The organism is Enteroscipio rubneri (assembly GCF_963929405.1).
GTDB classification, from domain to species: Bacteria; Actinomycetota; Coriobacteriia; order Coriobacteriales; family Eggerthellaceae; genus Enteroscipio; species Enteroscipio rubneri.
The window spans coordinates 467,555-491,108 of the sequence record NZ_CAWVIN010000002.1 but is presented as its reverse complement, the minus strand read 5'-3'; the positions used below and the strand labels follow the sequence as shown (position 1 = coordinate 491,108).

Genomic DNA, 23,554 nt, shown 5'->3' with positions numbered 1-23,554 from the left:
TCACCGGCATGCGAAGCCGACGGCGGGCGAGCGGCCTCAAGCCTTCCTGCGCGAAGCCTGCATCTTGCGCTCCGCTTAGGGACGTCTCGCAAGATAGCACTGGTGGATGCGCGGATTGCGCTCGAAGTCGTGCGGAATGGTCTGCGCCGTGATGTTCTCGAGGACCACGCCATATCTGGCAAGCGCATCGACATCGGGCTTGAAGCTCCGCAGGTTGCAGGAGAACACGATCTCGCCGCCTTCCGTCAGAAGGCGGGACGCACCGATGAGGAGCTCTACGTGGTCGCGCTGCACGTCCCACGTACGCTTGCCCATGGCCTTCGAATTCGAGAACGTCGGCGGATCCGCGAAGATCAGATCATAGCGAAGGGGCTTGCGCCGGCATTCGGTGATCCAGGCCATGACGTCCGCGCGCTCGAAGGAGTGCTCCGGACCGTCGAAGCCGTTGGCCTCCATGTTGCGCCGGGCCCAATCCAGATAGGTCTGCGAAAGATCCACCGTGGTGGTCTCCACCGCTCCCCCGCCGGCCGCATGCACGGTGGCCGTACCGGTATACGCGAACAGGTTGAGGAAGCGCTTGCCAGCCGCCTTCGAGCCCACCAGCTGGCGCGTGATGCGATGATCGAGAAAAATGCCCGTGTCCAGGTATCCCGAGAAGTCCACTTCGAGCAAATAGCCGCCCTCGTCGATATGCGTGACATAGGAACGGCTCCCCGCATCACGGTACTGGCTTCCGCCCTTGTCGCGACGGCGCGTCTTCGCGAATACGTGGTCCGGGCGCACGCCGAGCGCCACCGGCGCGATGGCTAGCACATCGTCGAAGCGGCGTTGGGCCTTGGCAGGATCGACCGAGGCGGGCGGCGCGTACTCGGCAACATGCAGGAAGGCAGTACCCGCAGCATCCCCCGCTCCCGCATACACGTCGACAGCGACCGCATAATCGAGCAGATCGGCATCGTACACGCGGTAGTTTTCCACTCCCTCGCGTCGCGCCCATTTGCGGCGCTCCTTAGCCACTTTGAAAAGGCGCGCAGCGAATTGTTCCGATGCAGGCTCCAACACCTCCACGCGATGTTCCGCTCCGCCCGCCAGATCGGGCACTGTGACCGACGTCGCTTTGATGGGCGGCGTATCGAACACGAGCGCTTCGACAGCGACGCGGTCGCGCCCGAGCACGACCCGCACGTGGGGCGGCGCCCCAAAACGCGCTTCGACAGCGGCTCCGCCCGCCTCGGCGAACGTCGAGCCTGCAGGCGCCGCAGCCGCCGCAGCGACGAATGCAGAAGCATCGGCCTGGGCGCTCGCCTCGGAAGATCGCTCGCGCGCGCCCAGCACGCTGGCCACGAAGCCGACCGGGGCTTCGTGGCCCAAACGCTCGCCCGCACGCGCAGCGGCGGCGCCTACGCGCTCGACGAGCCCAACCACGCCTTCTGCACCGAACGCCTCGATACTGACCGCCTGACGCAAACCCGCGCGCTTGGCGCGACCGCGAGCCCGGGCAATGGCCGGCGACGAGGTGGACGCGCCTGCGAAGCGCACGACGTCCAGGTTGGGTCGGGCCGAGCCGGGGTCGTCAATCGTCCCCTCGACCGCGGCCCCGGCCAGCCCGCGCTCGAATCGCTCATCGGCTTCAGCCAGCAAGTCATCCCACACATGCTCGTCGAAGCGCGCCCATCCGAAGAAGCCCCATCGATCGCGCGTAAGCCCGGGCGCCAGATCGCACGCTACGCTCGCCGCCTCGACGACCACGGAACCGTCGCCACACGCAGGATCGACCAGCGATGCGCCCGCATGCGCGATTTCATCCCATCCGGCGATCGCCAGCAGACCGGCAGCCAGCGCGCATTCGAGCGGCGCTTCCGCCCCATCGTCGGGAGCGAGATACGCGCGCCGGTACAGCGATGCGCCCGATAGATCGAGCGAAACGGTGGCGCGCTTGTCGCGGATGCGCACATCGATGGCCGCATCGGGATTCTCGGTATCCACATCGGGACGAAGTCCTCGCACCTCGCGCAGCCGATCGCACACAGCGTCCTTCACCTTTAGCGCCGTGAAGCGCGTGTTGCGCAGCTCGTCGTTCGAACCGTGCGCCGACACCGCGATGCTGGCGCCGGGCGCGATGACGTCCTCCCAGGGAATATCCAGCACATCGTCGAAAAGGAGATCAGCCATACGCGCGTCGACGCGTCCCACCACGAGCATGATGCGCGAGGCCAGCCGCGACCACAAACACGCTTCGAGCGCACGTCGCACGTCGCAATAGAAGGCCACACCCCCACCAAGCGGACGCACGCGCTTGATCCCGAGCCGTTTCAGTTCCTCGGCGAGCGGTGACTCCAACCCGGAAAGACAGCTAGCGAAGAATTCGAGGTTTTCCTTGTCCATGAAATGCGGTCCAATCGGTCATGCGGCTGGCAGCGCCTCGCAGTCCAACAGGATGCGAAAGCATCGGTTGGTGCATATCGTATCCGATCAACCTAAGGGGGATCAGACCAGCGCCCCAATATCCATAAACGATCGGGCCCGACGATGCCGGCCTCTCAACGGGAAGTAAGTCAATGACGGCAGAAAAGGTATCGACCCGCAGAAATTTCTGCGGGTCGATACGGTTCTAATCTTCCAGGTAGTCCTTCAGCTTGCTCGAGCGGGACGGGTGGCGCAGCTTCGCGAGCGTCTTGCTCTCGATCTGGCGGATTCTCTCGCGCGTGACGCCGAACTCGCGCCCCACTTCCTCCAGCGTGCGCGGATGGCCGTCCTCCAAGCCGAAGCGCAGGCTGATGACCTTGCGCTCGCGCTCGGCCAGGCCGTCGAGCACCTTCGACAGCTGCTCCTGCAGCATGCTGAACGAGGCGGCATCAGGCGGCACCACCGCAGCGTCGTCCTCGATGAAGTCACCCAGCTGGGAGTCTTCCTCCTCGCCGATGGGCGTTTCGAGCGACACGGGTTCCTGCGAGATCTTCTGAATCTCGCGCACGCGCTCGGCGGGCAGGCCCATCTCCTTGCCGATCTCCTCGGGCGTGGGCTCGCGGCCGAGCTCCTGCAGCAGCTGGCGCTGGATGCGCACGAGCTTATTGATGGTCTCCACCATGTGCACGGGGATGCGGATGGTGCGAGCCTGGTCGGCGATGGCGCGCGTAATGGCCTGGCGGATCCACCAGGTGGCGTACGTCGAGAACTTGAAGCCCTTCGTGTAGTCGAACTTCTCCACCGCGCGGATGAGGCCGAGGTTGCCCTCCTGAATGAGGTCGAGGAACAGCATGCCGCGACCCACATAGCGCTTGGCGATGGACACGACGAGGCGCAGGTTCGCCTCGATGAGCTGCTGCTTCGCGTCGATGCCCACCTGCTCGATGCGGCCGAGGCGGCGCTTCTCGCGGCGCTCGAGCTCGATGCCCTCGTCCTCCGCGCGCTCGAGCTCCTCCGTGGCGGCCACGCCGGCTTCGATCTTCATGGCGAGGTCGATCTCCTCCGCCGCGGTGAGCAGCGGGACCTTGCCGATCTCCTTCAGGTACATGCGAACGGGGTCGCCCGTGAGCACCGTGATGCCCGCATCGGCGCCGCGCTTGCGCGCGCTGCGAACCTTGCTCTTGCTCACCTTGGGCAGCGGCACTTCAACGGTGGCTTTCAACTCTTCTTCAGGAATGCCTTCGAGCAGATCCTCGTCGTCGCTGTCCTCCGTCAGCCCGTCGGCGAGCTTGTCCTCGATGGCGGAGGAATCGGATCCGAGGTCGTCCGCATCGACGCCGGGCTCCGCGACGAGGTCGTCGGAGCCTTCGTCGTCGAGTGCATCGTCTTCTAGTATCTCTTCGGGTTGAACCGGGGCTTTCGCAGTGTCGTTCTTCTCAGGGGCTGATGCTTTTTTCTTCGAAGCTTGGGCCACGTGATCTTCCTTTCCTGCTGTGAGCGCGGGCACGGCAAAACTCACGCACCGGGCGCAAAGATACAGCTGAACAATATACCACAAGTGACGAAGAACATGAACCCTCAATCGAATCGCGGATATATCCGCCATCCTTCTCGCGATTCTCGCTCCTTGCATTCCGCCTGACGCAAAGAGCGGATACGGCCGATCGGCACCCCCCCCCGAACGAGAAGGATGAAGCGCTTCATCGACGTAGCTACCCCTCGGACGAGCGCTACGCCACGATGAGGGCAATGATCGGCAGCGTGACCAGCGAAAGCACCGTGGTAAGGAAGGTTCCTCGCGCCATCGCCTGCACATCGCCTCCGTAGGCGAGGCACATCATGGTGCCAGAGGATGCCGCGGGCATGCCCGACAGAAGCGCGGTGATCGCCAGGATATAGGGGTCCTTAATGAATATCCCGCCCACCACGAACACCAGGAGGGGCACGCCCACCAGGCGCAATGCCGTCGTCACGTAAGCCCAGCCGTCGGATATCATGTCCTTCAGCGGCATCTTCGCGAGCGTCGAGCCTATGACCAGCATGGCCGCGGGCACGGTCATCTGCCCGAGCAGCCCGCATGCCTGCCCCACGAAGCCCGAATCGGTGACGCCCAGAAGCGCAAGGGCCATGGCAGCAAAGCAACTGAGCAGGCACGGGCTCACCAACTGCTTAGCGATCAGCTTCAACTGGTACGCGGCGCCCGGCCCGCGGCCGCCCGCATCGTCGGAACTCATGATAAACAGCAGCCCGACGGAATACAGGAAAAGGTTGTAGGGAATGTTGTAGATCGCCCCGTAGAGCACCGCGTCAGCCCCGAACACGGCATCGAGCACAGCGAAGCCGATGAACCCCGTGTTGCCGAACGCGATGAGGAAGGCGTGCGCGCCCCGCGCGCTCTTGGAGACGCCCCGGTACAGGAAGCGGACGATGAGAAAGGCAACCGGGCACACGATCACGTATACCGCCGTCGAGCAGGCCATCATGACGAGGATGGTCTCGGAACTTGGAAGGTTCTGGTTGCCCAGCACCGAATCGAGAATCATGCCCGGCAGCGCCACGGTCATGACCAAGCGCGACAACGTCGAATCGAACGTGTCGTTCATCAGATCCCGTTTGCGCGCCACGGCTCCGAGCAGCACTATAGTAAACAGAACCAGCATCTGAAAACCCGCGTGTCCCAATACCTCCATCGTGCGATACCTTCGCTTCCCCTTCTCCGTCGGCGATCCCGCAACGCGGCATCGCCGACTATGATACCCTTTCCCACATGCGGGCGCTTCGGCGTCCCATGAGATGCCGGCACAGCTTCCAAGCCGCGACATGCAGCAAGTTCATAGGCGCAGCCGTCTCACAGCAGATCGTCCGGATCAATATCCACCGCAACGTTCACGTCGCGCTCGGGTTTGCGCTTCCGAAAGAACGGCAGCAGCGCTCGCGAAAGATCGTCTTCGACCGGACACTTCACCACAATATGCCAGCGATAGGTTCCCCGAAGCTTCGCGAGCACGCACGGCGTCGCAGGCAGCACGCTCCATCCATCGCCCCCAAAATCGCGCACCGCGCTTGCAAGGCCATCATGCAACGAACATGCGGCGAGGCGTACGGAAGGCTCGTCTTTGCCCCACACAAGCACATTGGCCATGCGCACGTAGGGAGGATATCCCATAAGCCGACGCTTCGGCAGCTCGTCGCGCAGAAACAGCGCGCGGTCGTAGCGGGCGGCGGCGCGGATGGGGGCCGCGTCGGCCTCATAGGTCTGCACGAGCACCCGTCCCGGCAGCTCGGAGCGCCCAGCCCGACCCGCTACCTGTTCGATCAGGTCGAACGTGCGCTCGGCAGCGCGATAGTCGGGCAGCTTCAATATGGTGTCGGCGTTGACGACGCCCACGAGCGTCACATCTTCGAAGTCGAGCCCCTTCGCGATCATCTGCGTACCGAGGAGCACGGCGGCATCCGCGGCGGCAAACTCTTCGAGCAGCCGTTGATGCGCGCCCTTGCCGCTTGTAGTGTCGGCATCCATGCGAACGATCGGCACGCCGGAGTCCGTTCCGAACATGCCGTCGAGCAGCACCCGCAGCTCCGCTTCGACGCGCTGGGTGCCGGCGCCGAACTTCTTCAGGTAAGGGCTGCCGCACTCGGGGCAGACGGACGGCGCCGCCTCGCGATAACCGCAATGATGGCAGATGAGGAAGTTGCCGCGCTCATGGAACGTGAGCGAGGTCGAACACGAGGGGCACTCCGGCACAAACCCGCATTCCCGGCACAGCAGAAAACTCGCAAAACCGCGCTGATTGAGCAGGAGCACTGCCTTGTGCCCGACGCCAAGCTCCTCGGCGAGCGCGCAGACGAGCGCGTGCGAGAACATCGAACGCGAGCCGCCGCCGAACTCCTTGGCCATGTCCACCACCTGTATGGCGGGCAAAGGACGCCCGTTGGCTCGCTCGGGCAGCACGACATGATGCCAGGCGGGGTCCTGAGAACAGGTAAAGAGCGCCTCGATGGAAGGCGTGGCCGAACCGAGCACCACGGCCGCACCGGAGCGGCGGGCCATCCACACGGCCACGTCGCGCGCGTGGTAGCGCGGAGCGCTGTCCTGCTTGTAGGAGCCCTCATGCTCTTCGTCGATGACGATGAGGCCCACGTCGCGCAAAGGCGTAAACAGCGCCGAGCGCGCGCCCACCACCACACGCGCTGCTCCCGAGCGAATGAAGTCCCACTGGTCGAAGCGCTCACCGGCGCTCATGCGCGAGTGCATAACGGCCACGGTGTCGCCGAAGCGCCCGCGAAAGCGCGCCACTGTTTGCGGCGTGAGCGATATCTCCGGCACGAGCACGCATGCCGTGTGCCCTGCAGCGAGTGCTGCCTCGATGGCCTGAAGATATACCTCGGTCTTGCCCGAGCCGGTGACGCCGTCGACGAGCACCACCTCCCCCGTCTCGCGTGCACGCGCTGCGTCGATAGCCGCAAGCGCTTCGGCCTGGCCCTCCGTAAGCGGCGGCTTGCGGCTGGGAATGAAGAACGGTCCCGCAGGTTGGGCCGATTCCGCACCGTCGGCCGGTTCCGGCGGCCGGCGGGCCGGCGGAACCGCGAAGCCCCGCATCCTCCGGCGGCGCTCGATGCGAACGACGCCCTTGCCCTCCAGCGTCTTGAGAGCGACCGACACCGCGCCGAATTCTGCAGCGAGCTCCGCCACGCGCAGCTCGCCCGCGCGCAGCGCCGCCACGATGGAAGCCTGCTTGACGGCATTCTTGCGGGGCTCGAACCCATCGAATGCCGGACCCGGCACCACCCAGCGGTCGTCCACCTCGCCGACGGCCGGTTCCTCGAGCCGCCAGTAGCCCGCGTTCGCGCGCACCATGCGCGGCACGCCTCCAGGCGGCGTGAACAGGCGCACGCACGATGAAAGTGGCGCAAGATAGCGCTCCGAAAGCCACTGCGCGCAGGCGGCGCCCTCCTCATCGAAGTACGGGCGACTCACCGCGCGCGCGATGGGCTTAATCTTCGACGGATCGAGGCCGTCCGGCCATTCCTCCGCGATACGCTCCTCGATACCGATGACGAAGCCGACGGCCTGTCTATGCCCGAACGGCACGACAACGGCACAACCAACCTCGATAGGCTGGTCTCCGCCTGCGTCGTCTGGCACGGCATAGGTATAAGGCGCGTCCAGCGCCTGCGTGGGTATGTCCAGGATGATCGATGCGAGTTTCATGGCCTCAAGTATAGCGCACACCCGTGCGGACCCGGCCCGACCGAGCCCTCTGTCGCAAGAAATCCCCGCGCTCCTGCTCGAGCCCGCAGGCCCGCCTTTTCGCGCGCGGTTTTGGCGCCTACGCCAGACCGCACGCTTTCCGCAGATCGTCGGCCTTATCGGTGCGCTCCCAGGTAAACTCGGGAAGCTCGCGCCCGAAGTGACCGTAGGCGGCGGTCTTGCGATATATCGGGCGGCGCAGGTCCAGCTCGTCGACGATGGCGCCGGGACGCAAATCAAACACGGCCTCGATGGCGGCCATGATGTCAACCTCGGGAACCTCGTTGGTGCCAAAGGTGTCCACCATCACGCTCACGGGTTTCGCCATGCCGATGGCGTAGGCCACCTGCACCTCGCAACGCCGCGCGAGACCGGCTGCAACCACGTTCTTCGCCACCCACCGGGCAGCATAGGCAGCCGAGCGATCCACCTTTGTGCAGTCCTTGCCGCTGAATGCGCCACCCCCGTGACGGCCCATGCCGCCGTAGGTATCGACGATGATCTTGCGACCGGTAAGACCCGCGTCGCCCATGGGGCCGCCGATCACGAAACGGCCCGTGGGATTCACATGAATCTCGGCGTCCTCGGCGAGCGCCACGCCCTCGCGCGCGAGCACCGGGTCGATCACGTTCTCGATTATCTGCGTACGCAGATCATCGTGCGCTATCTCTTCGGAATGCTGCGTGGATACGACCACCTTCTCCACGTGCACGGGGCGTCCGTCCGCATAACGCACCGAAACCTGAGTCTTGCCGTCAGGGCGCAGATGAGGCATGCTGCCGTCTTTGCGCACTTCTGTCAGACGCTCCGCCAGGCGATGGGCCAAATACACCGGCATGGGCATGAGCGTGGGCGTGTCGTCGCACGCGTAGCCGAACATCATGCCCTGGTCGCCCGCGCCGACGCGCTCGTAGGGATCGTCATCGGCCAGGCCGTGCTGAGCCTCCCAGCTCTCGTCGACGCCCTGCGCGATGTCGGGACTCTGGTCGTGAATAGCGTTCAGCACGCCGCATGTGTCGCAGTCGAAACCGTATTTCGCACGGTCGTAGCCGATGTCACGCAGCACCTCGCGCACGATGGCCGGCACGTCGACGTACGCCTGCGTGCGTATCTCGCCCGTGACTATGACCATGCCCGTCGTTGCCATGGTCTCGCAGGCGCACCTCACCTGCGCAGGATCGGCCGGCTGTCCGCTCGGAGCGATGTAGCCGGATGCAGCCAACTCGGTCTCCTTCGCCAGAATGGCGTCGAGTATGGCGTCCGAGATCTGGTCGCACACCTTGTCGGGGTGACCTTCGGTCACGGATTCGGACGTGAACAGGTACGAATCATGCAGGTCGTCCATGTGGCTCTATCTCCTCGCAACGTGCAAGGCACACCTCTTCGAGCATGCCCTCGGTTTCGGATCAATGTATCACATTCTCGCCGTCACAGAGGAAAAGATGCATGCCGCTGCGGTTGCTCCGCAGAATATCCCCGCGTACGAAATCGGGCGAAACGGTTTAAGGCTGTTTACCCTTGCATGACGGCGCGGCGTTTCCCGGATGGGCGCATGTGCACGAGTTTTCGGTCATGGTACACTTTTCTACATCATGCCCTGGATGAAAGCAGGATCGCCCATGCCAACCAACGCCGACTACACCCGCGAATACTTCGACATCATGGAATCCCTCGGCGGCGACGTCGAAAGCCGCCGCTCCGCCTACGATTACATGCGGAATTCGACCGCCATCGTCCACCATCAGGTGGTAGCTTCGAGCTTCGTGCCCCGGCTGTTCAACGCCGAAACCTACACCGTGATGAAGAAGACGGCCGAAACCGCCCACGGCATCCTCTGCAAGGTCATCCAGCACTATCTGAACGACCCCGCCTATCGCCGCGCGTTCGACTTCGACCCGCGCCTTGAAGAACTCATCTTGCTGCCGCGGGGCTACGATTCGCTGCTGCCGTTCGCACGCGTGGACACGTTCCTCGACGAGGACGACTACCGCGTGAGATTCTGCGAGTTCAACGGCGACGGGTCGAGCGGGATGAACGAGAACCGCGAGATCACTCTGTCGGTCGCGCGTTCGCGAACCTTCGAGGAGTTCTCGAAGCGCCATCGCGTCGAAGGCTGCGAGCTATTCGAAAGCTGGGTGGATGCGTTTATGGACATCTACGCAACCTACACGCGACGCGTCGACAACCCGCGCATTGCCATCGTCGATTACCTGGAGAACGGCGTGGTGGACGAGTTCCGCCTCTACGCAGAGGCGTTCGAGCGTCGCGGAGTGCCCTGCGCGGTAGCCGACGTACGCGATCTGTCCTTCGACGGCGAGGTTCTGCGCGATAGCTCCGGAGAGCGCATCGATGCGGTATGGCGACGCTGCGTGACGAACGACGTGATCGATCATTGGGACGAGTCTCAGCAGCTCGTTGATGCCGTGCGCGCCGAGTGCGTTGCGCTCATCGGCAGCTTCGCGGGACATATCGTCCACGACAAGCAGATCTTCTCGGTGCTGTTCGACGAACGCACGACCGCCTTCCTCGATGCCGACGAGATATCCTTCATCGAAGAGACGGTGCCCATGACAGCCTTTTTGGACGACGAGCACGTAAACCTGCCGCAGATCCGCGCGAACCGATGCGAATGGATCATCAAGCCGACCGATCATTACGGCGCCGACGAGGTGTACGCTGGCGCCGCTGTGTCGCAGGAGCGTTGGGAGGAGCTCGTCGATCGCTATGCAAACGGCCGAGCCGGCTACCCCTTCATCGTGCAGCGCTACATCGTCCCCTTCAAAACCGAGACGCTGCCGCCCGACACGGGGATCGACAAGCTCCCCGATGACGAAGTGCCATGGGATCCGAAGTCGTACAACAATCTGAACGGCCTGTATCTGTACGACGGCGTCTTTCAGGGCGTGTTCAGCCGTCTGGGGCCCCTGCCTACCATATCGAAGGACATGCAGGGCATGACGGCAGCCACCATCTGGGTGGATGTAGACTGACGAAGCCGCGTCGCCCCTCTTCGCAAACGCATCGCGCGGGGAGGGGCGCAGGTGCCAGCGCGGGGGCGGCCGGCTTCCTGAGAGAGGGGATATGCATGAATACACCGGGCAGCGACGCGCCGTTCGCCGAAGCGCTCAATACCGCGGCCGCCATTGCAGCGGCAGTTTCTCTCGCGATCACGCTCGTCGCAGCAGGATTTGCTGTATGCGCAGCGTTTCCACAGACCACCGGAACGCTCGCCGGCGCATTCTCGGGCAACGACAATCCCGACACGCCCTTTTCTCACGACGAACTCGTGCAGGCCGCCGTTGCTACTCGCGATTACACGGTAGGATCGAACGACCGTGACAAGCTATTCTCCACGCTGCATGCAATCAATAGGAGCGCGGGCACGCCCTACGCGGAAGCAAGCCCCGACGAGCTGGCTGCAGCTCCCGAAGAGTACACGTTGCCCGCTGACGCCCTGTCCCACCTCGACGACGTGTACCGCGTCGTCGTCGATGCGCGAATCGCGCTCGTCATCATCGCGCTTCTTGCCGTGGCGGCAAGCGCTCACGTGGCTTACCGCAGAGGTCGTCGCGCTCTCGGCGGAATACTTCTTGCGGCAGGCATCGCGGTAGTCGCAGCGTTCGCATTGCTTGCCGCCTGGGTGGTCACGGACTTCAACGGCTTTTTCGCCGCCTTCCACTCGCTGTTCTTCGCGGATGGAACCTGGACGTTTTCCTATGATTCGCTGCTCATCACCATGTATCCGCCCGAATTCTGGATGGGGATGGGCGCGGTGTGGCTCGCCATCACCTTCACGCTCTCGCTGACGGCGATCGTCGCAGGCATCCTCCTGCGACGCCCAGGCCGCATGGCGACGATCCGGCACGGATAGCATCCGGAGCCTGAATATATCCAGACTCCAATGAAGCGAATGGCCTTCGTTGGGATCCAGCGGGTTTCCGACGAGGGCGCAGCGCGGTTTCTCCGGGAATCCAGCGCTGCACTCGCGCTGATCCAGCGTGCATCTATCACGGCCCAACATGAAAAATGCATTGTCTTCGAGTCTTGCGCGCATCAAAGCGCCCATCACAATGCACGGAAGTACGCAGCCCCCCGGATAATCGGCTACCCGACGCACCTACAGTCAGCACGCAATCATCCCTCGCAAAGCCCAGCAAGCCCTCTCTCGATAATTTGAATGGGAATGGAAGGGGTCTGGCTTGCGACGACCGCGTTGTTGTCTATACTGGCAATCGTGATCGACGCGCATCTCCGCTGCGCGCGGCAAGCCCCTCAAACGGGCCTACGCAAGGTCACCGATGACGAAACCACCTCTGACGACGCGAAGGATCATCACTGCCATGACTGGTGAGAATATGGACAAAAACGTACGCGTGCGCTTCGCACCTTCCCCCACCGGCCGCCTCCACGTGGGCGGCGCCCGCACGGCCATCTATAACTGGGCGTTCGCGCGCGCCATGGGCGGCGATTTCATCCTGCGCATCGAGGATACCGACCCCGAGCGCTCGACCGAGGAGAACGTGCAGGTCATCCTCAACGCCATGAAATGGCTAGGGCTCGATTGGGACGAGGGCCCCGAGGTGGGCGGCGACGCCGGCCCGTACTTCCAGACCCAGCGCATGGACACGTACGCCGAGGCGCTCGAGCGCATGAAGGAGCGCGGCAGCGTGTACCCCTGCTTCTGCACGAAGGAGGAGCTCGACGCCAAGCGCGCCGCGGCCGAGGCGAACGAGGGCGGCTACGCGGGCTACGACCGCACCTGCCGCGACCTCGACCCCGCCGAGGCGGCCCGCCGAATCGCCGCGGGAGAGCCGCACGTGTGGCGTCTGCGCGTGCCCGAGGACCACGCCGCCATCGAGTTCGACGACGCCGTGTACGGCCACGTCAGCTTCCCGGCCGAGGTGATGGACGACATGATCGTCGTGCGCACCGACGGCTCCCCCACCTACAACTTCGCCGTAGTGTGCGACGACGCGAACATGGGCGTCACGCACGTCATCCGCGGCGACGACCACCTGTCCAACACGCCCCGCCAGATCCTCATCTACGAGGCGCTCGGCTTGCGCGTGCCCACGTTCGCGCACCTGTCGATGATCCTGGGCCCCGACGGCAAGAAGCTGTCGAAGCGCCACGGCGCGGCCTCGGTGGAGGAGTTCTACGAGCGCGGCTACCTGTCCGACGCCATGGTGAACTTCCTGGCGCTTCTGGGCTGGTCGCTTGACGGCGAGACGACGCTCATCGACCGCGCCACCCTGTGCGAGAAATTCGGCCTCGACCGGGTGACGAAGAAGGACGCCGTGTTCGACGAGACGAAGCTCGACTGGATGAACGGCCAGTACATCAAGGCCATGGACGCGGGTGCTTGGGTGCAGGCGTCGATGCCGTGGCTCTTCCGCGCGCATGCGGGCGTCGCGGCCGTCGGCGAGCTCGCCGACGAGGCTCGCGACGCGGCGGCGGCCGACCTGGGCGCGCGCCCGGAGTGGTACGCCCAGCTCTACCCGCTCGTGGCCGAGCGCCTCGTGCGCCTCGACGAGATCCCCGCCAAGCTGGCGTTCATGTTCTGGGGGCCCGAGGTGCGCGAGCTCGACGAGAAGAGCGTTAACAAGGTACTGAAGAAGGAAGGCGCGCGCGCCGACGAGGCTTTGCGCGCCTGCCGCGGCGTGCTGGCCGACGAGGGAGTCGCGTGGGAGGCCGAGGCGCTGCAGGAGGCGTGCCGCGCCCGCGGCGAGGAGCTGGAGTTCAAGCCGAAGCTGCTGTTCCAGCCGTTGCGCGTGGCGGTGTGCGGCAACATGGTGTCGCCGCCCCTGTTCGAGAGCATCGAGCTTTTGCCCCGCGAGGACGTCCTCGCCCGCATCGACCAGGTGACAGAAGAGGTGTTCGGTGGCTGACGTGCCTGAAAATGACAAAAACGCACAGGAGTCCGGGGCTGATCCGAAGTTCGAAGATTCCTCAATCCGCAGTAGTGAAGGACAGATCGCCGTACTGCGGGGATTCTGCATGCGCGCCCAGGGCGCCGCATGTTCGCGCTGCGCGCTGGCCTGCCCTGCCGAAGCCATCTCGTTCGAAGACGACGGCCGCCCGTCGATCGATGCCGATGCCTGCACGCGCTGCGGCATCTGTCTGGGGATATGCGATGCATTCGCCTCTCCCCGGATCACGATGGACGATCTGCACGAGCGATTCAAGCGCATCGCCGAGCGAGGCGAGGACGTGGTAGTCACCTGCAAGGAGAACATCTTTCCCGGCCTCGAGCCGGCGGCAAATGTCGTCGTGCTTCCATGCCTGGCAAGCCTCTCTCCCGAATTCTGGACGCTCGTGCTAGCCGAAAACATCCCTGTGAAGTTGGCGGCAGACCTATCCTACTGCGCCGACTGCGACCGCGCTGGGGAGATGGGCGAGATGCTGTACACGCATGCCATCGAATCGGCTGAAGCCGCTACGGGGCGCACGGTGGGCTCCCTTGATTCGATTCCCGAGAAGGAAAACCTGCTCAAGGACATGGCGAACCCCGTCGGCGTCGACCGTCGCAGCGCGTTCGAAAACCTGGTCGGCGACGTGGGCGACATCGCATCGGGCAAACGTCGGCTGCGCAATTCCGAAGTTCTGCACGAATTCTTGGAGCGCCGCGAAAAAGCGCGCGCGCAAGCGCGGCTCAACCTGAGCGATGGTATCGACTTCGAGAATTTCGTGCCGCAAGGCCGCACGCGCAAGACGATGTGGCCGCGGCGCAAGATGCTGCTCGAGGCCATCAACTGCGACCCCTCCATAGCAGATCATGCATCCGTAACAGTGTCACGCACTGACTGCGCGCTATGCACGAACCTTCTCGCCTGCGCAGACGCCTGCCCAACCGGCGCGCGTCATCGTGATTCCACGACCGGCCAGCTCGCCTACGACGTACGGTACTGCAGCGGATGCGGACTCTGCGTCGCCGCATGCCCCGAAGGAGCCATCGAGCTCGTTGAGGCAACGGCAGCTGTATTCCTAGACAGCGAAGGCGAAGGCACCTGCAACTGACAGATCCGCCTCGATCGCTCGCATATCGACGCCAGCGAGAGCGCTTCGATGTGCGAGGGACAGGACCGCGCTGCGGTTTCGGCCTGTGCTAAAATGGTCGAAACCGCGAAACGAGGAGCCCTCATGACCGAAGCAGAACGTCCGAATCCAGACGACGGCCGGCGGCCGGCTGCAGACGGCACCCCCGATCATCGAACCGAATCTTTTACAAGCGCAGGCGGCGCTGCAACTCCACCGCCGCCTCCCGTACCGTTTGCGCCGCCTCCGCTTCCGGGCGGAGATCCCGGAACGGCAGGGAGCGCGACTCCCGCTCCTGGGCAGCAGCAGGGCGCCTCCCACCAGCCAGCCGGAATGAGCGCTGCGCCGTCAGCGGGATCGTACCCTCCACCACCTGCCGGGTCCTTCCCGCCGCCTCCTGCCGGCCCGTACGCTCCGCCGTACGGGCAGCAGCCCTATCAGGCCTCCGAATGTGCGCAGCCTCCCTATCCTCCGCACATTCCGAACACCCCGCAGCCGTACCCTGCAGCCCAGCCGCCCCGTAAGAAAGCCTGGCCCTGGGTACTCGGCGGTTGCTTGCTCGCGTTCCTGCTCGGCATTGGCGGATGTGTCGGATGCGTTTCATGCGCCGTCCTCATGTCCGACAACGACACCGCACGCAGCGAGCGCAGCGCCGACGACTACGACCATCGTTACGGTTACGGATACGACGACGGTTACGACGACAGCTCTAGCGGCTCATCGTTCTACACGCTCGAATCCATCAAGGATATCGTCGGCGCGGGCGCGGGGACCGTCGAGGACAACGCCTGCACAGAAGGCGTGTACACGATTGGCACAGACATCGAGCCGGGGCTGTACTTCCTGGAGGGAAGCCAATCGGCCGAAAGCGAGTACTACGTATTCGACGAAGAGGGCTCCGACTCCTACAGTATCGACGACGCCGTCGTGTACTTCGGCAACTACCTCACCGAACTTGACCGTGGCGACGTCATAGCCTTTTTGCCCGGCGACGATTCGCTGCATATGTACCCCGTTGCGAAAGCCGCATTCTCTCCCGAAGCGCCCTACCGAAGCGGCCTGTATCGGGTGGGTACGGACATTCCCGCCGGCACGTACACGATCACCGTCCAAGAGGACGCCGCAGCGCACACCAGCAACGACAGTGGAGCGTTCGTCATGAAGGATCTCGACTTCGATGACGACTCCATCACCGATACGAAGTACGTTATCGCAGGCGGCTCGCAAACCGTGACCGTACAAGACGGCGACTATCTGGAGCTGTTCGCAGCCGTGGCAACACCCGCGGAGCCTGCGACTGCCTAGGCTTTTTCGCCACATCTTCCGACGCCTCGCCCGCCTGCGCGGATACCCCCTCGGCGGCTCACGCCGATCGGATGCAGCCTTGAGCTGTGCGATCGCAGCCGCGCATGTGATCCGTCGCCGAAGCAGCCGCCGTCCCCTTCCCGTCTCACAGAAAGGACACCCTATGCTTTCAGACCATCCCTCTCGCGAAGAGATCGAGGCCGTCTTCCGCAACGACCGATTCGCAACCGACGCAGCGGGCTGCCGTGTCGAAGAAGGATCGAAAGGACACGCCGTCTGCTCGATGAAGCTCGCCGACGTGCACCGCAACGCCATGCACAACGTGATGGGCGGCGCTATTTTCACGCTCGCCGATTTCGCACTGGCCATCGCCTGCAACCTCGGCGAGGAGCCCACCGTGTCGGTCGAGTCGAGCATCTCGTTTTTGTCGGCTACGAAGGGAACGGAGCTCATCGCCACGGCGACCTGCGACAAATCGGGACGCAACCTCGGGTTTTACACAATCCTCGTCGAAGATGACCTCGGCAAGCAGATAGCCCGCATGACCGCCACCTGCTATCGGTAGCCGCGCCGCAGAAGGCCCCGCTTCGGCTCAACCCCTTTCGGGCGCGAGCGCTCTTCGTATCGCAAGGTGCGTCCCGGGCAAAGCAGGTTCGGCTCGCAGCTTACGCATACCCGTAGGGTTTGCGCAGATATACGAGAAAGAACGTCGTCAGCACGAGCGCGCACGCCTCCGCCACGATAATGGCACTCCACACCCCATCGATGCCCCACACAATAGGCAGCAACATGACCGTAGACGTCTCGAACACGAGCGTGCGCATGAAGCTGATAAGCGCCGACACCTTGCCGTTATTGAGCGCCGTGAAGAACGCGGAGCCGTAGATGTTGAACCCGCATACCAGAAACGACACAGCATAGATGCGGAACCCGTGCAGCGTCATGGCGGCGAGCTCCGGGTCGTAGCCTACGAACACCCCTACGAGCGGCGCGGCCAAAAGCTGCGAGGCTGCGAACATCGCCAATCCCGTTCCGCCCACGAGCGTGAAGCTTTTGCGGAAAAGTCCCTTGAGCTCGCCTGTGTTCCGCGCACCGTAGTGGTAGCTCACGATGGGCCCTGTGCCCATGGCGAATCCGAAGAACACCGCCGTGAAGATGAAGTTCACGTACATGATCACGCCGTAGGCCGCCACGCCGTCCGCGCCGGCCAGGCTCATGAGCTGGAGGTTATACAGCGTGCTCACCACTGACGCCGCCACTTCGGTCATGAGCTCCGACGAGCCGTTCACGCACGTCTTGCCCAATGCCCGGAAGTCGACCTCCGGGCGAGCGAAGCGAAGACGGCTTGTCTTGCTACACGCGAAGAATGCCGTTGAAACCGCCGCGGCCAGAATCTGCCCCGTCGCCGTGGCCAGCGCCGCACCCGCGATGCCCCAGCCGAAAACGCCAATGAACAGGTAGTCCAGCACAATGTTCGTCACACCGGCTGCCACGACCACCGCAAGTCCCGCCTTCGGCTTTTCGGCCGCTATGAAAAAGCTCTGGAACACGTTCTGAACGATGAAAAACGGCAACGCGCCCAACAGCAGGAAGCCGTACATGAGGCCCTGATCCATAAGCGAGCCCTGCGCGCCAAGAGCGCCGAGCAGTGGCCCGAGCGCGAACGCACCGACGGCGCACAGCGCCACGCCCGTGACGACCGCTGCCACAGCGATGAAGCTGAACAGGCGGTTCGCACGCATGGCATCGCCCTCGCCCATCGTCTTGGCAACGAGGGCCGCGCCGCCGGTACCGAACATGAAGCCCACCGAGCCCAGCGCCATGGCCAGCGGGAACACGAGGTTCACAGCCGCGAGCGCCTCCTTGCCCGCGAAGTTGGACACGAACAGGCCGTCCACCACGCTGTAGATGGACGTGAATATCATCATGGCGATGGACGGCAGCGCGAAGCGCACGAGCCGCCCGTAGGTGAAGTGATCCGATAGCTTGATAGCCATGGCGCTCACCCCTTCTCCGGATAGGGCAGAGCTTCCACCTGAGCACGTAAAAGCTCCAGGTAGGCGCGAGAAAGTCGCAGTAGTGCCTCGCACTCTTCAGGCGACATGGCGGCGAAAGCGGCTTCCTCAGCCTCCACCACCGGGCGGATGCATGCCGCCACCAGTTCGCGGCCCGACCGCGTCAGATGAAGATGCGTTCCGCGGCCACGTTCGACCCGAAGCTCTACGATTCCCGCGCGCTCCAACTTGTGCACCGAGGTGTTCACCGTCTGCTTCGTCATGCCAGAAGCCGCACACACATCCTTCTGGAGACAGCCGTCGCCTAGATCGTCAAGGGCATACAGGATGTCGAAGGCGCTGTCGGACAGACCCATCCTTGCAGCCACGTGGTGGTACAGCTCGTCCCCGAGTCTGAACAGGTTGTTGAATTCGCGATTGGCGCGCGTCGTCCGTGCGTCCATGGCGTCGCTACCTCCGTCGCTTCGTTCCGTAAGTCCGATATCGTACCCGCGGTATTTAAGTCCGAAATCGGATTCGGGTCAACACAGTTCACAGAACGCCCATGGCAAGCGACGGCGAATATCGTCCTATGCCTCCTCCGCGCGCACGAAGAACGCGCGTGCGTTTCCGAAGAACGCCTTGTCGGCCGCCGCTCTGCCGAAGCGGCTCGCGATGAGCGCGTGCAGGGCTCCTGCTCGGTCGCAGGGATCGAGCCAACTGGGAACATCGCAGCCGTCGTAGTCGCTGCCGAGCGCGAGCGTATCCTCGCCTGCAACCTCCAGCACATGGTCCACGTGGCGCAGCACGTCGTCAGGCGTAGGATCGGCGTGCACGTCGGACAGGAATTCCCTGCAGAAGTTAAGACCGACGATCCCGCCTGCGTCGGCGAGCTCTCGCAGCTGCCAGTCGGTGAGGTTGCGCGGATGGCCGCATACAGCGCGCGCATTGGAATGCGACGCGGCAAAGGGACGCGTCGCGACCGCGCACACGTCCTTGAAGCCGGCATCGTTCACGTGCGACACGTCCACCGCGATGCCGCGCAGCTCCAGCTCGCGCATGCAAACTCGCCCGAAACCGGTAAGCCCGTCAGTCGTGTCGTTGCCGCTGCCCAGAGCGTTGCGCCCGTTCCATGTAAGCGTGACCATGCGCACGCCGGTTTCCGCAAGCACGTCGAGGCGCGCCTCGGCGTCCGCATCGTCCTCGAGAAACGACGCGCCTTCCACCGTGAGCATGCCCGCCGTCTTGCCCTCCGCGAACGCCGCCTCCATCCCTTCGACCGTGCGTACCTGCAAAAGGCGCTCGGCGCACCGATCCAGCTCGTCGGACCAAAAGCCTCGCACGCGCTCAAAGAAGGACCAAGCAGCATCGCCGCGCAGTTTGTCAGGCACAAACACCGCGAAGCATTGGCACCAATCGAACGGCGCTGTCCTCGCAAGCGAGATGTGGGCGTCATTGTCCGCGAGCGTGCGCATGCGCGCGGCCGGAACGTGCGCGTCGTGAGCGGCGAACCCGCCGGGAGCAGAGGCGTCGCCATGGAGCGCCAACCGATCGAGCGTGTCGGAGTGCAAGTCGAACACGCGCAGGCGCCCTTGCGCGGAACCCGCATCCGCGCAGTCGCCCAACGCCTCCCCCAGTCGCACCGCGTCTTCGACAGCGCAGTCATTGAAGGTCAAAAACGCTCCCATACACGTATCTCCTTTCGAAGCACATCGAGCGCGCGAGGTGTCGGCGATGCCGAGCGTCCTCGCCATGCGGCTGATCGCGCAGGTCACCTGACTCAGGCGCAGCGCGACGCCGAGCACCGCGCCAGAACCGTTGCCGAACCTGCCTTAGCGGCCTCGCTCATCCCGCCAATTCTTTCAGAAACTCTGACACAGGCCCGAGCAGGTTATCGCCCTCGTCCAGTTTGAAGTAGCGCAGCGGCAGCTGCAGCTTGCGCTTGTCCGCCAGGTAGCGGCCGCCCGCGCGGCGCAATCCCGTCATCCGGTCGCGCGAGACGTCGATGGGTTCCACCACCAAACGGCCCCCCGTCACCGACACGGTCTTGATATGATGCTCGTTCGCGAAAGCCTTGATACGGGCGCGCTCAAGCAGGTTCTTCGCAGCCTGCGGCATGTCGGGGCGCTTATCGGCTAAGTCGGCGGCCACGTCCTCCACCGCCTGCCCGGTGGCGGCCGAGGCGATCTTGCGGTACCAGAGCACCCGCTCGTCGGCGTCGGGCACGTAGTCCTCGGGCAGGTAGGTGTGCCCCGGCACGTTCACCGTGATGTCGGAGAGCGCGGGGGGCAGCTGGTCCATGGCCTTGAGGTCGCCCTCGCGCGTGGCATTCACGGCCTGGGCGAGCATCTGCGCGAACAGGTCAAAGCCCACGGCCGACATGTTGCCCGATTGCTCAGCACCCATGAGGCTGCCGGCTCCGCGTATCTCCAGGTCGCGCATGGCGATGCGCATGCCGCTGCCCAGGTCGGTGTGCTCGTCGAGCGCGGTGAGGCGCGCCTGGGCCTCCTCGGTCAGGCTCACGTGCTCGGGGAACATGAAGTAGGCGTAGGCCTGCGTCGACGAGCGGCCCACGCGGCCTTTCAGCTGGTACATCTGCGCCAGGCCGTAGCGCTGCGAGTCCTCGATGATGAGCGTGTTCGTGTGCGGATTGTCGATGCCGCTCTCGATGATGGTGGTGGCCACGAGCACGTCCAGCTCACCGGCGCTGAAGTCCTCCATCACGCGCTCCAGCTCCTCCTTCGACATCTGCCCGTGCGCCACGCCCACGCGCGCCTCGCCGGCGGCGGCCGCCACACGGCCCACGGCCTCCTCCATGGTGCGCACACGGTTGGACACGTAGTACACCTGCCCGCCGCGCGCCAGCTCGCGCCGGATGGCGGCGCTCACCAAGTCGGGGTCCCACTCGCCCACGTGCACCTCGACGGGGCGGCGCTCGTCGGGAGGTGTGAGGATGAGGCTCATGTCGCGCACGCCCGACAGGCTCATCTGCATGGTGCGCGGTATGGGCGTGGCCGAGAGCGTCAGAACGTCGATCGACTCGCGCAGGTTCTTCAGCTGCTCCTTGTGGCCCACGCCGAAGCGCTGCTCCTCGTCGATGATCACGAGCCCCAGGTCGTGCGGGTTCACGTCGCGCGAGAGAAGCCGGTGCGTGCCCACGAGAATGTCCACGTCGCCCTCTTGGAACCCGCGCAGCGCCTCGGCCTGCTGAGCGGGCGTGCGGAAGCGCGAGAGCACCTCCACGCGCACGCGATAAGGCTCGCAGCGCTCCTTGAAGTTCGTGAAGTGCTGCTGCGCGAGGATGGTGGTGGGACAGAGCACCATGACCTGCTTGGAGTCCTGCGTGGCCTTGAACGCGGCACGGATGGCCACCTCGGTCTTGCCGAAGCCCACATCGCCGCAGATCAAGCGATCCATGGGCTTGGCGGACTGCATGTCGGCCTTCACGTCGGCGATGGCGGACAGCTGGTCGGGCGTCTCCTGATAGGGGAACGCCTCCTCCATCTCGCGCTGGGCCGGCGTGTCGGGGCCGAAGCGGTAGCCCTGCACCGTCGCGCGGCGCGTATACACGTCCACCAGGTCGAACGCCAGCTTCTTCGTGGCGGCGCGCGCCTTCTTCATGGCACGCGACCAGTCGGCCGTGTTCAGCCGCGTGAGACGGGGGCTCGCGCCCTCCGGCCCCACGTAGCGCGTGACGCGGTCGAGCTGCTCCACCGGCACGTAGAGCTTGTCGCCCTCGGCGTACTCCAGCAGCAGGTAGTCGCGCGCCGTGCCGTCCACGTCGCGACGCACGAGCTCCTTGAAGTGCGCTACGCCATGCGCTGCATGCACCACGTAGTCGCCCGGTTTGTAGGGAAAGGTGATCTCCGTGATGTCGATACGGCGGGTCGGACGCGAGGGCGAGGCCGCCCCCTGCGTGTCCGACACGCTCACGAGCGCCAGCTTCGCCTTCGGGATGATCATGCCGAGCGGGATGTCCACGTCCACGACGTTCACCACCCCGCGGCGCAGGCGGCGCTTAGCAGCACCCGAGAGCTCGTCGACTTCGCCCTGCACGTCCAGCGTCTCCTGGATGGGCAGGCCCTGGTCCACGAAGGCCAGCTTCATGTCCTGGCGGGCGCGGAAGTTCGGAGCGCTGAACACCACCGTGTAGCCGCCGTCCACGAGCGTCCGCAAGCGGCCGTACAGCTTGTCGGGGTGTCCCGCCACCTCCACGCGCTTGACCGGCAGCTCGTCGTCGATCTGCCCGCCCACGCGCATGATGGACACGTACGTGGCCCGCTGGCCGTCGCCGAAGCTCACATTCGATGGCTCGACATACAGACCCGCCGCACCGATGCCCGAGCCCTTCGCTCGTCCGACGATGTCGTCATAGGCGTGCACCATATCGTCGAAGAGCGAGCGCGGCTCGATGAGCGCGGTAAGCGCTCCAGGACGCACGTAGTCCCCGAGCGTAGAGGTAGCATTGTACAGATACGGAAGGAGCGCGTCCGATCCCTCAAAGCGCAAGCCGCCTTCGAGCTTCTCCAGCATGTCACGTAAAGCCGGGTTTGTCTGAGCAGGTCGCTCGAGCTTGTCGCGAGCGCGGACAAGAGCGCTCTTGGTAGCCGCAAACTCAACGATCGGATACACGTCAACATGCGAAAGCGAAGAGATGGTCTGTCCGGTGGTGGGCACGATGCGGCGGATCTCGTCCAGCTCGTCGCCGAAGAAGTCGAGCCTCACCGGGTACACCAGGTTGCCGGGGAACACGTCCAGGGTGCCGCCGCGCACGGCGAACGTGCCGGGACCGTCCAGCTCTCCGGTGTTCTGGTAACCGCGCTCCTCCAGGGCCCGCGCCACGTCCCCGAACTCGGCTATGCCCGCCGCCTTCGAGCCCTCCATGTCCGCCAGCTCGCGGCCGGCCTCGAACGAAAGCGGCAGATGGACGTCCGACCCCACCGGCGGCAGCGCGCGCACGAGAGAGCGGGCGCTGGCCACCACCACGGCCTCGCGGCCGGACGCCAGGGCGTGCACGACCTCCATGCGCCGCGCTGCCTGGGCCGGATCGCTCGGCTTGCTGCCCCACGGGTAGTCGGCGCGCTCAGGGAAGCGCATGACGCGCTCGTCGCCCAGATACGCCGCCACCTGGCGCGCGAACGCGACGGCTGCGTCCTCACCCGCCACCACGACGAGCGTCGTCTGCGGCCGGTGTGCGAACCGCGCCGCCACGAGGAACGGGCGCGCCGACGAGGCCACGCCCAGCGTACCGTCCTCCCCCGCGTCCAGTCTACCCCAGAACGCGTCGAGGCAGCCCGATTTCTCCAGGGTGAACGTCAGTGAGTCGATGAGCATGGCGTGTCCTCTTCCATATGCGAGCAGCACGAAAAGCCGCGTGAAAGCGGCTTCGTGCGTATGGTTGCGCGGCGGGCCGCCCGCGGACGGCCGGGGAGCAGTATACCGCGCCGCGGACGGCCGCCGCAGGGCCGAAACCGCCTCGTGAAGGAGAAACCACAGGCGGCAAACCGATGTATCGAAAGAACGGGGGATCCGGCGCACGTTCCGGAGGTCCCTTCCGAATTCA

At 64.7% G+C, this 23,554-nt stretch carries 15 protein-coding genes; 6 read left to right on the top strand and 9 right to left on the bottom strand.

The features are described from left to right. Positions 1-75 precede the first annotated feature (75 nt). The 5 genes from rlmKL to metK form a co-directional block, all read right to left on the bottom strand. Positions 76-2,385, bottom strand: coding sequence for a bifunctional 23S rRNA (guanine(2069)-N(7))-methyltransferase RlmK/23S rRNA (guanine(2445)-N(2))-methyltransferase RlmL (rlmKL, locus tag ABGT83_RS05505; RefSeq protein ID WP_346686369.1), 2,310 nt, complete (start codon positions 2,383-2,385; stop codon positions 76-78). A 226-nt stretch (positions 2,386-2,611) separates the two neighbouring features. After that, on the bottom strand, positions 2,612-3,880 hold the full coding sequence (rpoD, locus tag ABGT83_RS05500; RefSeq protein ID WP_103264331.1) for an RNA polymerase sigma factor RpoD: 1,269 nt from the start codon (positions 3,878-3,880) through the stop codon (positions 2,612-2,614). Positions 3,881-4,136: 256 nt separating this feature from the next. Continuing rightward, positions 4,137-5,096: an AEC family transporter gene (locus tag ABGT83_RS05495; protein WP_170042416.1), complete on the bottom strand. Its 960-nt coding sequence runs from the start codon at positions 5,094-5,096 to the stop codon at positions 4,137-4,139. Positions 5,097-5,254: 158 nt separating this feature from the next. Next, entirely contained in the window at positions 5,255-7,618 is a 2,364-nt protein-coding gene (gene priA, locus ABGT83_RS05490; RefSeq protein ID WP_346686367.1) for a replication restart helicase PriA, read from the bottom strand. Between the two features lie 118 nt (positions 7,619-7,736). Next, a complete protein-coding gene (metK, locus tag ABGT83_RS05485) occupies positions 7,737-9,002 on the bottom strand; it encodes a methionine adenosyltransferase (protein ID WP_103264328.1) in 1,266 nt (421 codons plus the stop codon). Between the two features lie 274 nt (positions 9,003-9,276). On the opposite strand from metK, the gene ABGT83_RS05480 reads away from it, so the two are divergent. The 6 genes from ABGT83_RS05480 (at position 9,277) to ABGT83_RS05455 (ending at position 16,562) form a co-directional block, all read left to right on the top strand. Next, on the top strand, positions 9,277-10,647 hold the full coding sequence (locus ABGT83_RS05480; protein ID WP_103264326.1) for a carboxylate--amine ligase: 1,371 nt from the start codon (positions 9,277-9,279) through the stop codon (positions 10,645-10,647). Between the two features lie 95 nt (positions 10,648-10,742). Continuing rightward, the gene (locus ABGT83_RS05475; RefSeq protein ID WP_346686364.1) at positions 10,743-11,528 is read left to right on the top strand and encodes a DUF1461 domain-containing protein; all 786 of its coding nucleotides are present in this window, start codon (positions 10,743-10,745) and stop codon (positions 11,526-11,528) included. A gap of 469 nt (positions 11,529-11,997) precedes the next feature. After that, a complete protein-coding gene (gene gltX / locus ABGT83_RS05470; RefSeq protein WP_346686363.1) occupies positions 11,998-13,545 on the top strand; it encodes a glutamate--tRNA ligase in 1,548 nt (515 codons plus the stop codon). After that, a complete protein-coding gene (locus ABGT83_RS05465) occupies positions 13,538-14,674 on the top strand; it encodes a 4Fe-4S binding protein (protein ID WP_346686362.1) in 1,137 nt (378 codons plus the stop codon). Before gltX ends, ABGT83_RS05465 begins: the two co-directional genes overlap by 8 nt. Before the next feature lie 633 nt (positions 14,675-15,307). Then, entirely contained in the window at positions 15,308-15,997 is a 690-nt protein-coding gene (locus ABGT83_RS05460; RefSeq protein WP_346686360.1) for a hypothetical protein, read from the top strand. A 163-nt stretch (positions 15,998-16,160) separates the two neighbouring features. Then, positions 16,161-16,562, top strand: coding sequence for a PaaI family thioesterase (locus ABGT83_RS05455; protein ID WP_346686358.1), 402 nt, complete (start codon positions 16,161-16,163; stop codon positions 16,560-16,562). A 100-nt stretch (positions 16,563-16,662) separates the two neighbouring features. Here ABGT83_RS05455 and ABGT83_RS05450 read toward each other — a convergent pair whose 3' ends face one another. The 4 genes from ABGT83_RS05450 to mfd all read right to left on the bottom strand — a co-directional run bounded on the left by ABGT83_RS05450 (position 16,663) and on the right by mfd (position 23,325). Then, the gene (locus tag ABGT83_RS05450) at positions 16,663-17,994 is read right to left on the bottom strand and encodes an MATE family efflux transporter (RefSeq protein ID WP_346686356.1); all 1,332 of its coding nucleotides are present in this window, start codon (positions 17,992-17,994) and stop codon (positions 16,663-16,665) included. A gap of 5 nt (positions 17,995-17,999) precedes the next feature. Then, the gene (locus tag ABGT83_RS05445) at positions 18,000-18,455 is read right to left on the bottom strand and encodes a MarR family winged helix-turn-helix transcriptional regulator (RefSeq protein ID WP_103264319.1); all 456 of its coding nucleotides are present in this window, start codon (positions 18,453-18,455) and stop codon (positions 18,000-18,002) included. Between the two features lie 126 nt (positions 18,456-18,581). Continuing rightward, the gene (locus ABGT83_RS05440) at positions 18,582-19,679 is read right to left on the bottom strand and encodes a dipeptidase (protein ID WP_346686354.1); all 1,098 of its coding nucleotides are present in this window, start codon (positions 19,677-19,679) and stop codon (positions 18,582-18,584) included. A gap of 157 nt (positions 19,680-19,836) precedes the next feature. Next, positions 19,837-23,325 (bottom strand): transcription-repair coupling factor, encoded by a 3,489-nt coding sequence (gene mfd / locus ABGT83_RS05435; protein ID WP_346686353.1) that lies wholly within the window; start codon positions 23,323-23,325, stop codon positions 19,837-19,839. Positions 23,326-23,554 lie beyond the last annotated feature (229 nt).

Coding starts and splice junctions, on each gene's coding strand:
- gltX (WP_346686363.1), top strand. CDS start 11,998: ATGACTGGTGAGAATATGGACAAAAACGTACGCGTGCGCTTCGCACCT.
- ABGT83_RS05460 (WP_346686360.1), top strand. CDS start 15,308: ATGTCCGACAACGACACCGCACGCAGCGAGCGCAGCGCCGACGACTAC.
- ABGT83_RS05450 (WP_346686356.1), bottom strand. CDS start 17,994: ATGGCTATCAAGCTATCGGATCACTTCACCTACGGGCGGCTCGTGCGC.
- rlmKL (WP_346686369.1), bottom strand. CDS start 2,385: ATGGACAAGGAAAACCTCGAATTCTTCGCTAGCTGTCTTTCCGGGTTG.
- metK (WP_103264328.1), bottom strand. CDS start 9,002: ATGGACGACCTGCATGATTCGTACCTGTTCACGTCCGAATCCGTGACC.
- ABGT83_RS05455 (WP_346686358.1), top strand. CDS start 16,161: ATGCTTTCAGACCATCCCTCTCGCGAAGAGATCGAGGCCGTCTTCCGC.
- ABGT83_RS05495 (WP_170042416.1), bottom strand. CDS start 5,096: ATGGAGGTATTGGGACACGCGGGTTTTCAGATGCTGGTTCTGTTTACT.
- ABGT83_RS05475 (WP_346686364.1), top strand. CDS start 10,743: ATGAATACACCGGGCAGCGACGCGCCGTTCGCCGAAGCGCTCAATACC.
- ABGT83_RS05445 (WP_103264319.1), bottom strand. CDS start 18,455: ATGGACGCACGGACGACGCGCGCCAATCGCGAATTCAACAACCTGTTC.
- ABGT83_RS05480 (WP_103264326.1), top strand. CDS start 9,277: ATGCCAACCAACGCCGACTACACCCGCGAATACTTCGACATCATGGAA.
- ABGT83_RS05440 (WP_346686354.1), bottom strand. CDS start 19,679: ATGGGAGCGTTTTTGACCTTCAATGACTGCGCTGTCGAAGACGCGGTG.
- priA (WP_346686367.1), bottom strand. CDS start 7,618: ATGAAACTCGCATCGATCATCCTGGACATACCCACGCAGGCGCTGGAC.
- mfd (WP_346686353.1), bottom strand. CDS start 23,325: ATGCTCATCGACTCACTGACGTTCACCCTGGAGAAATCGGGCTGCCTC.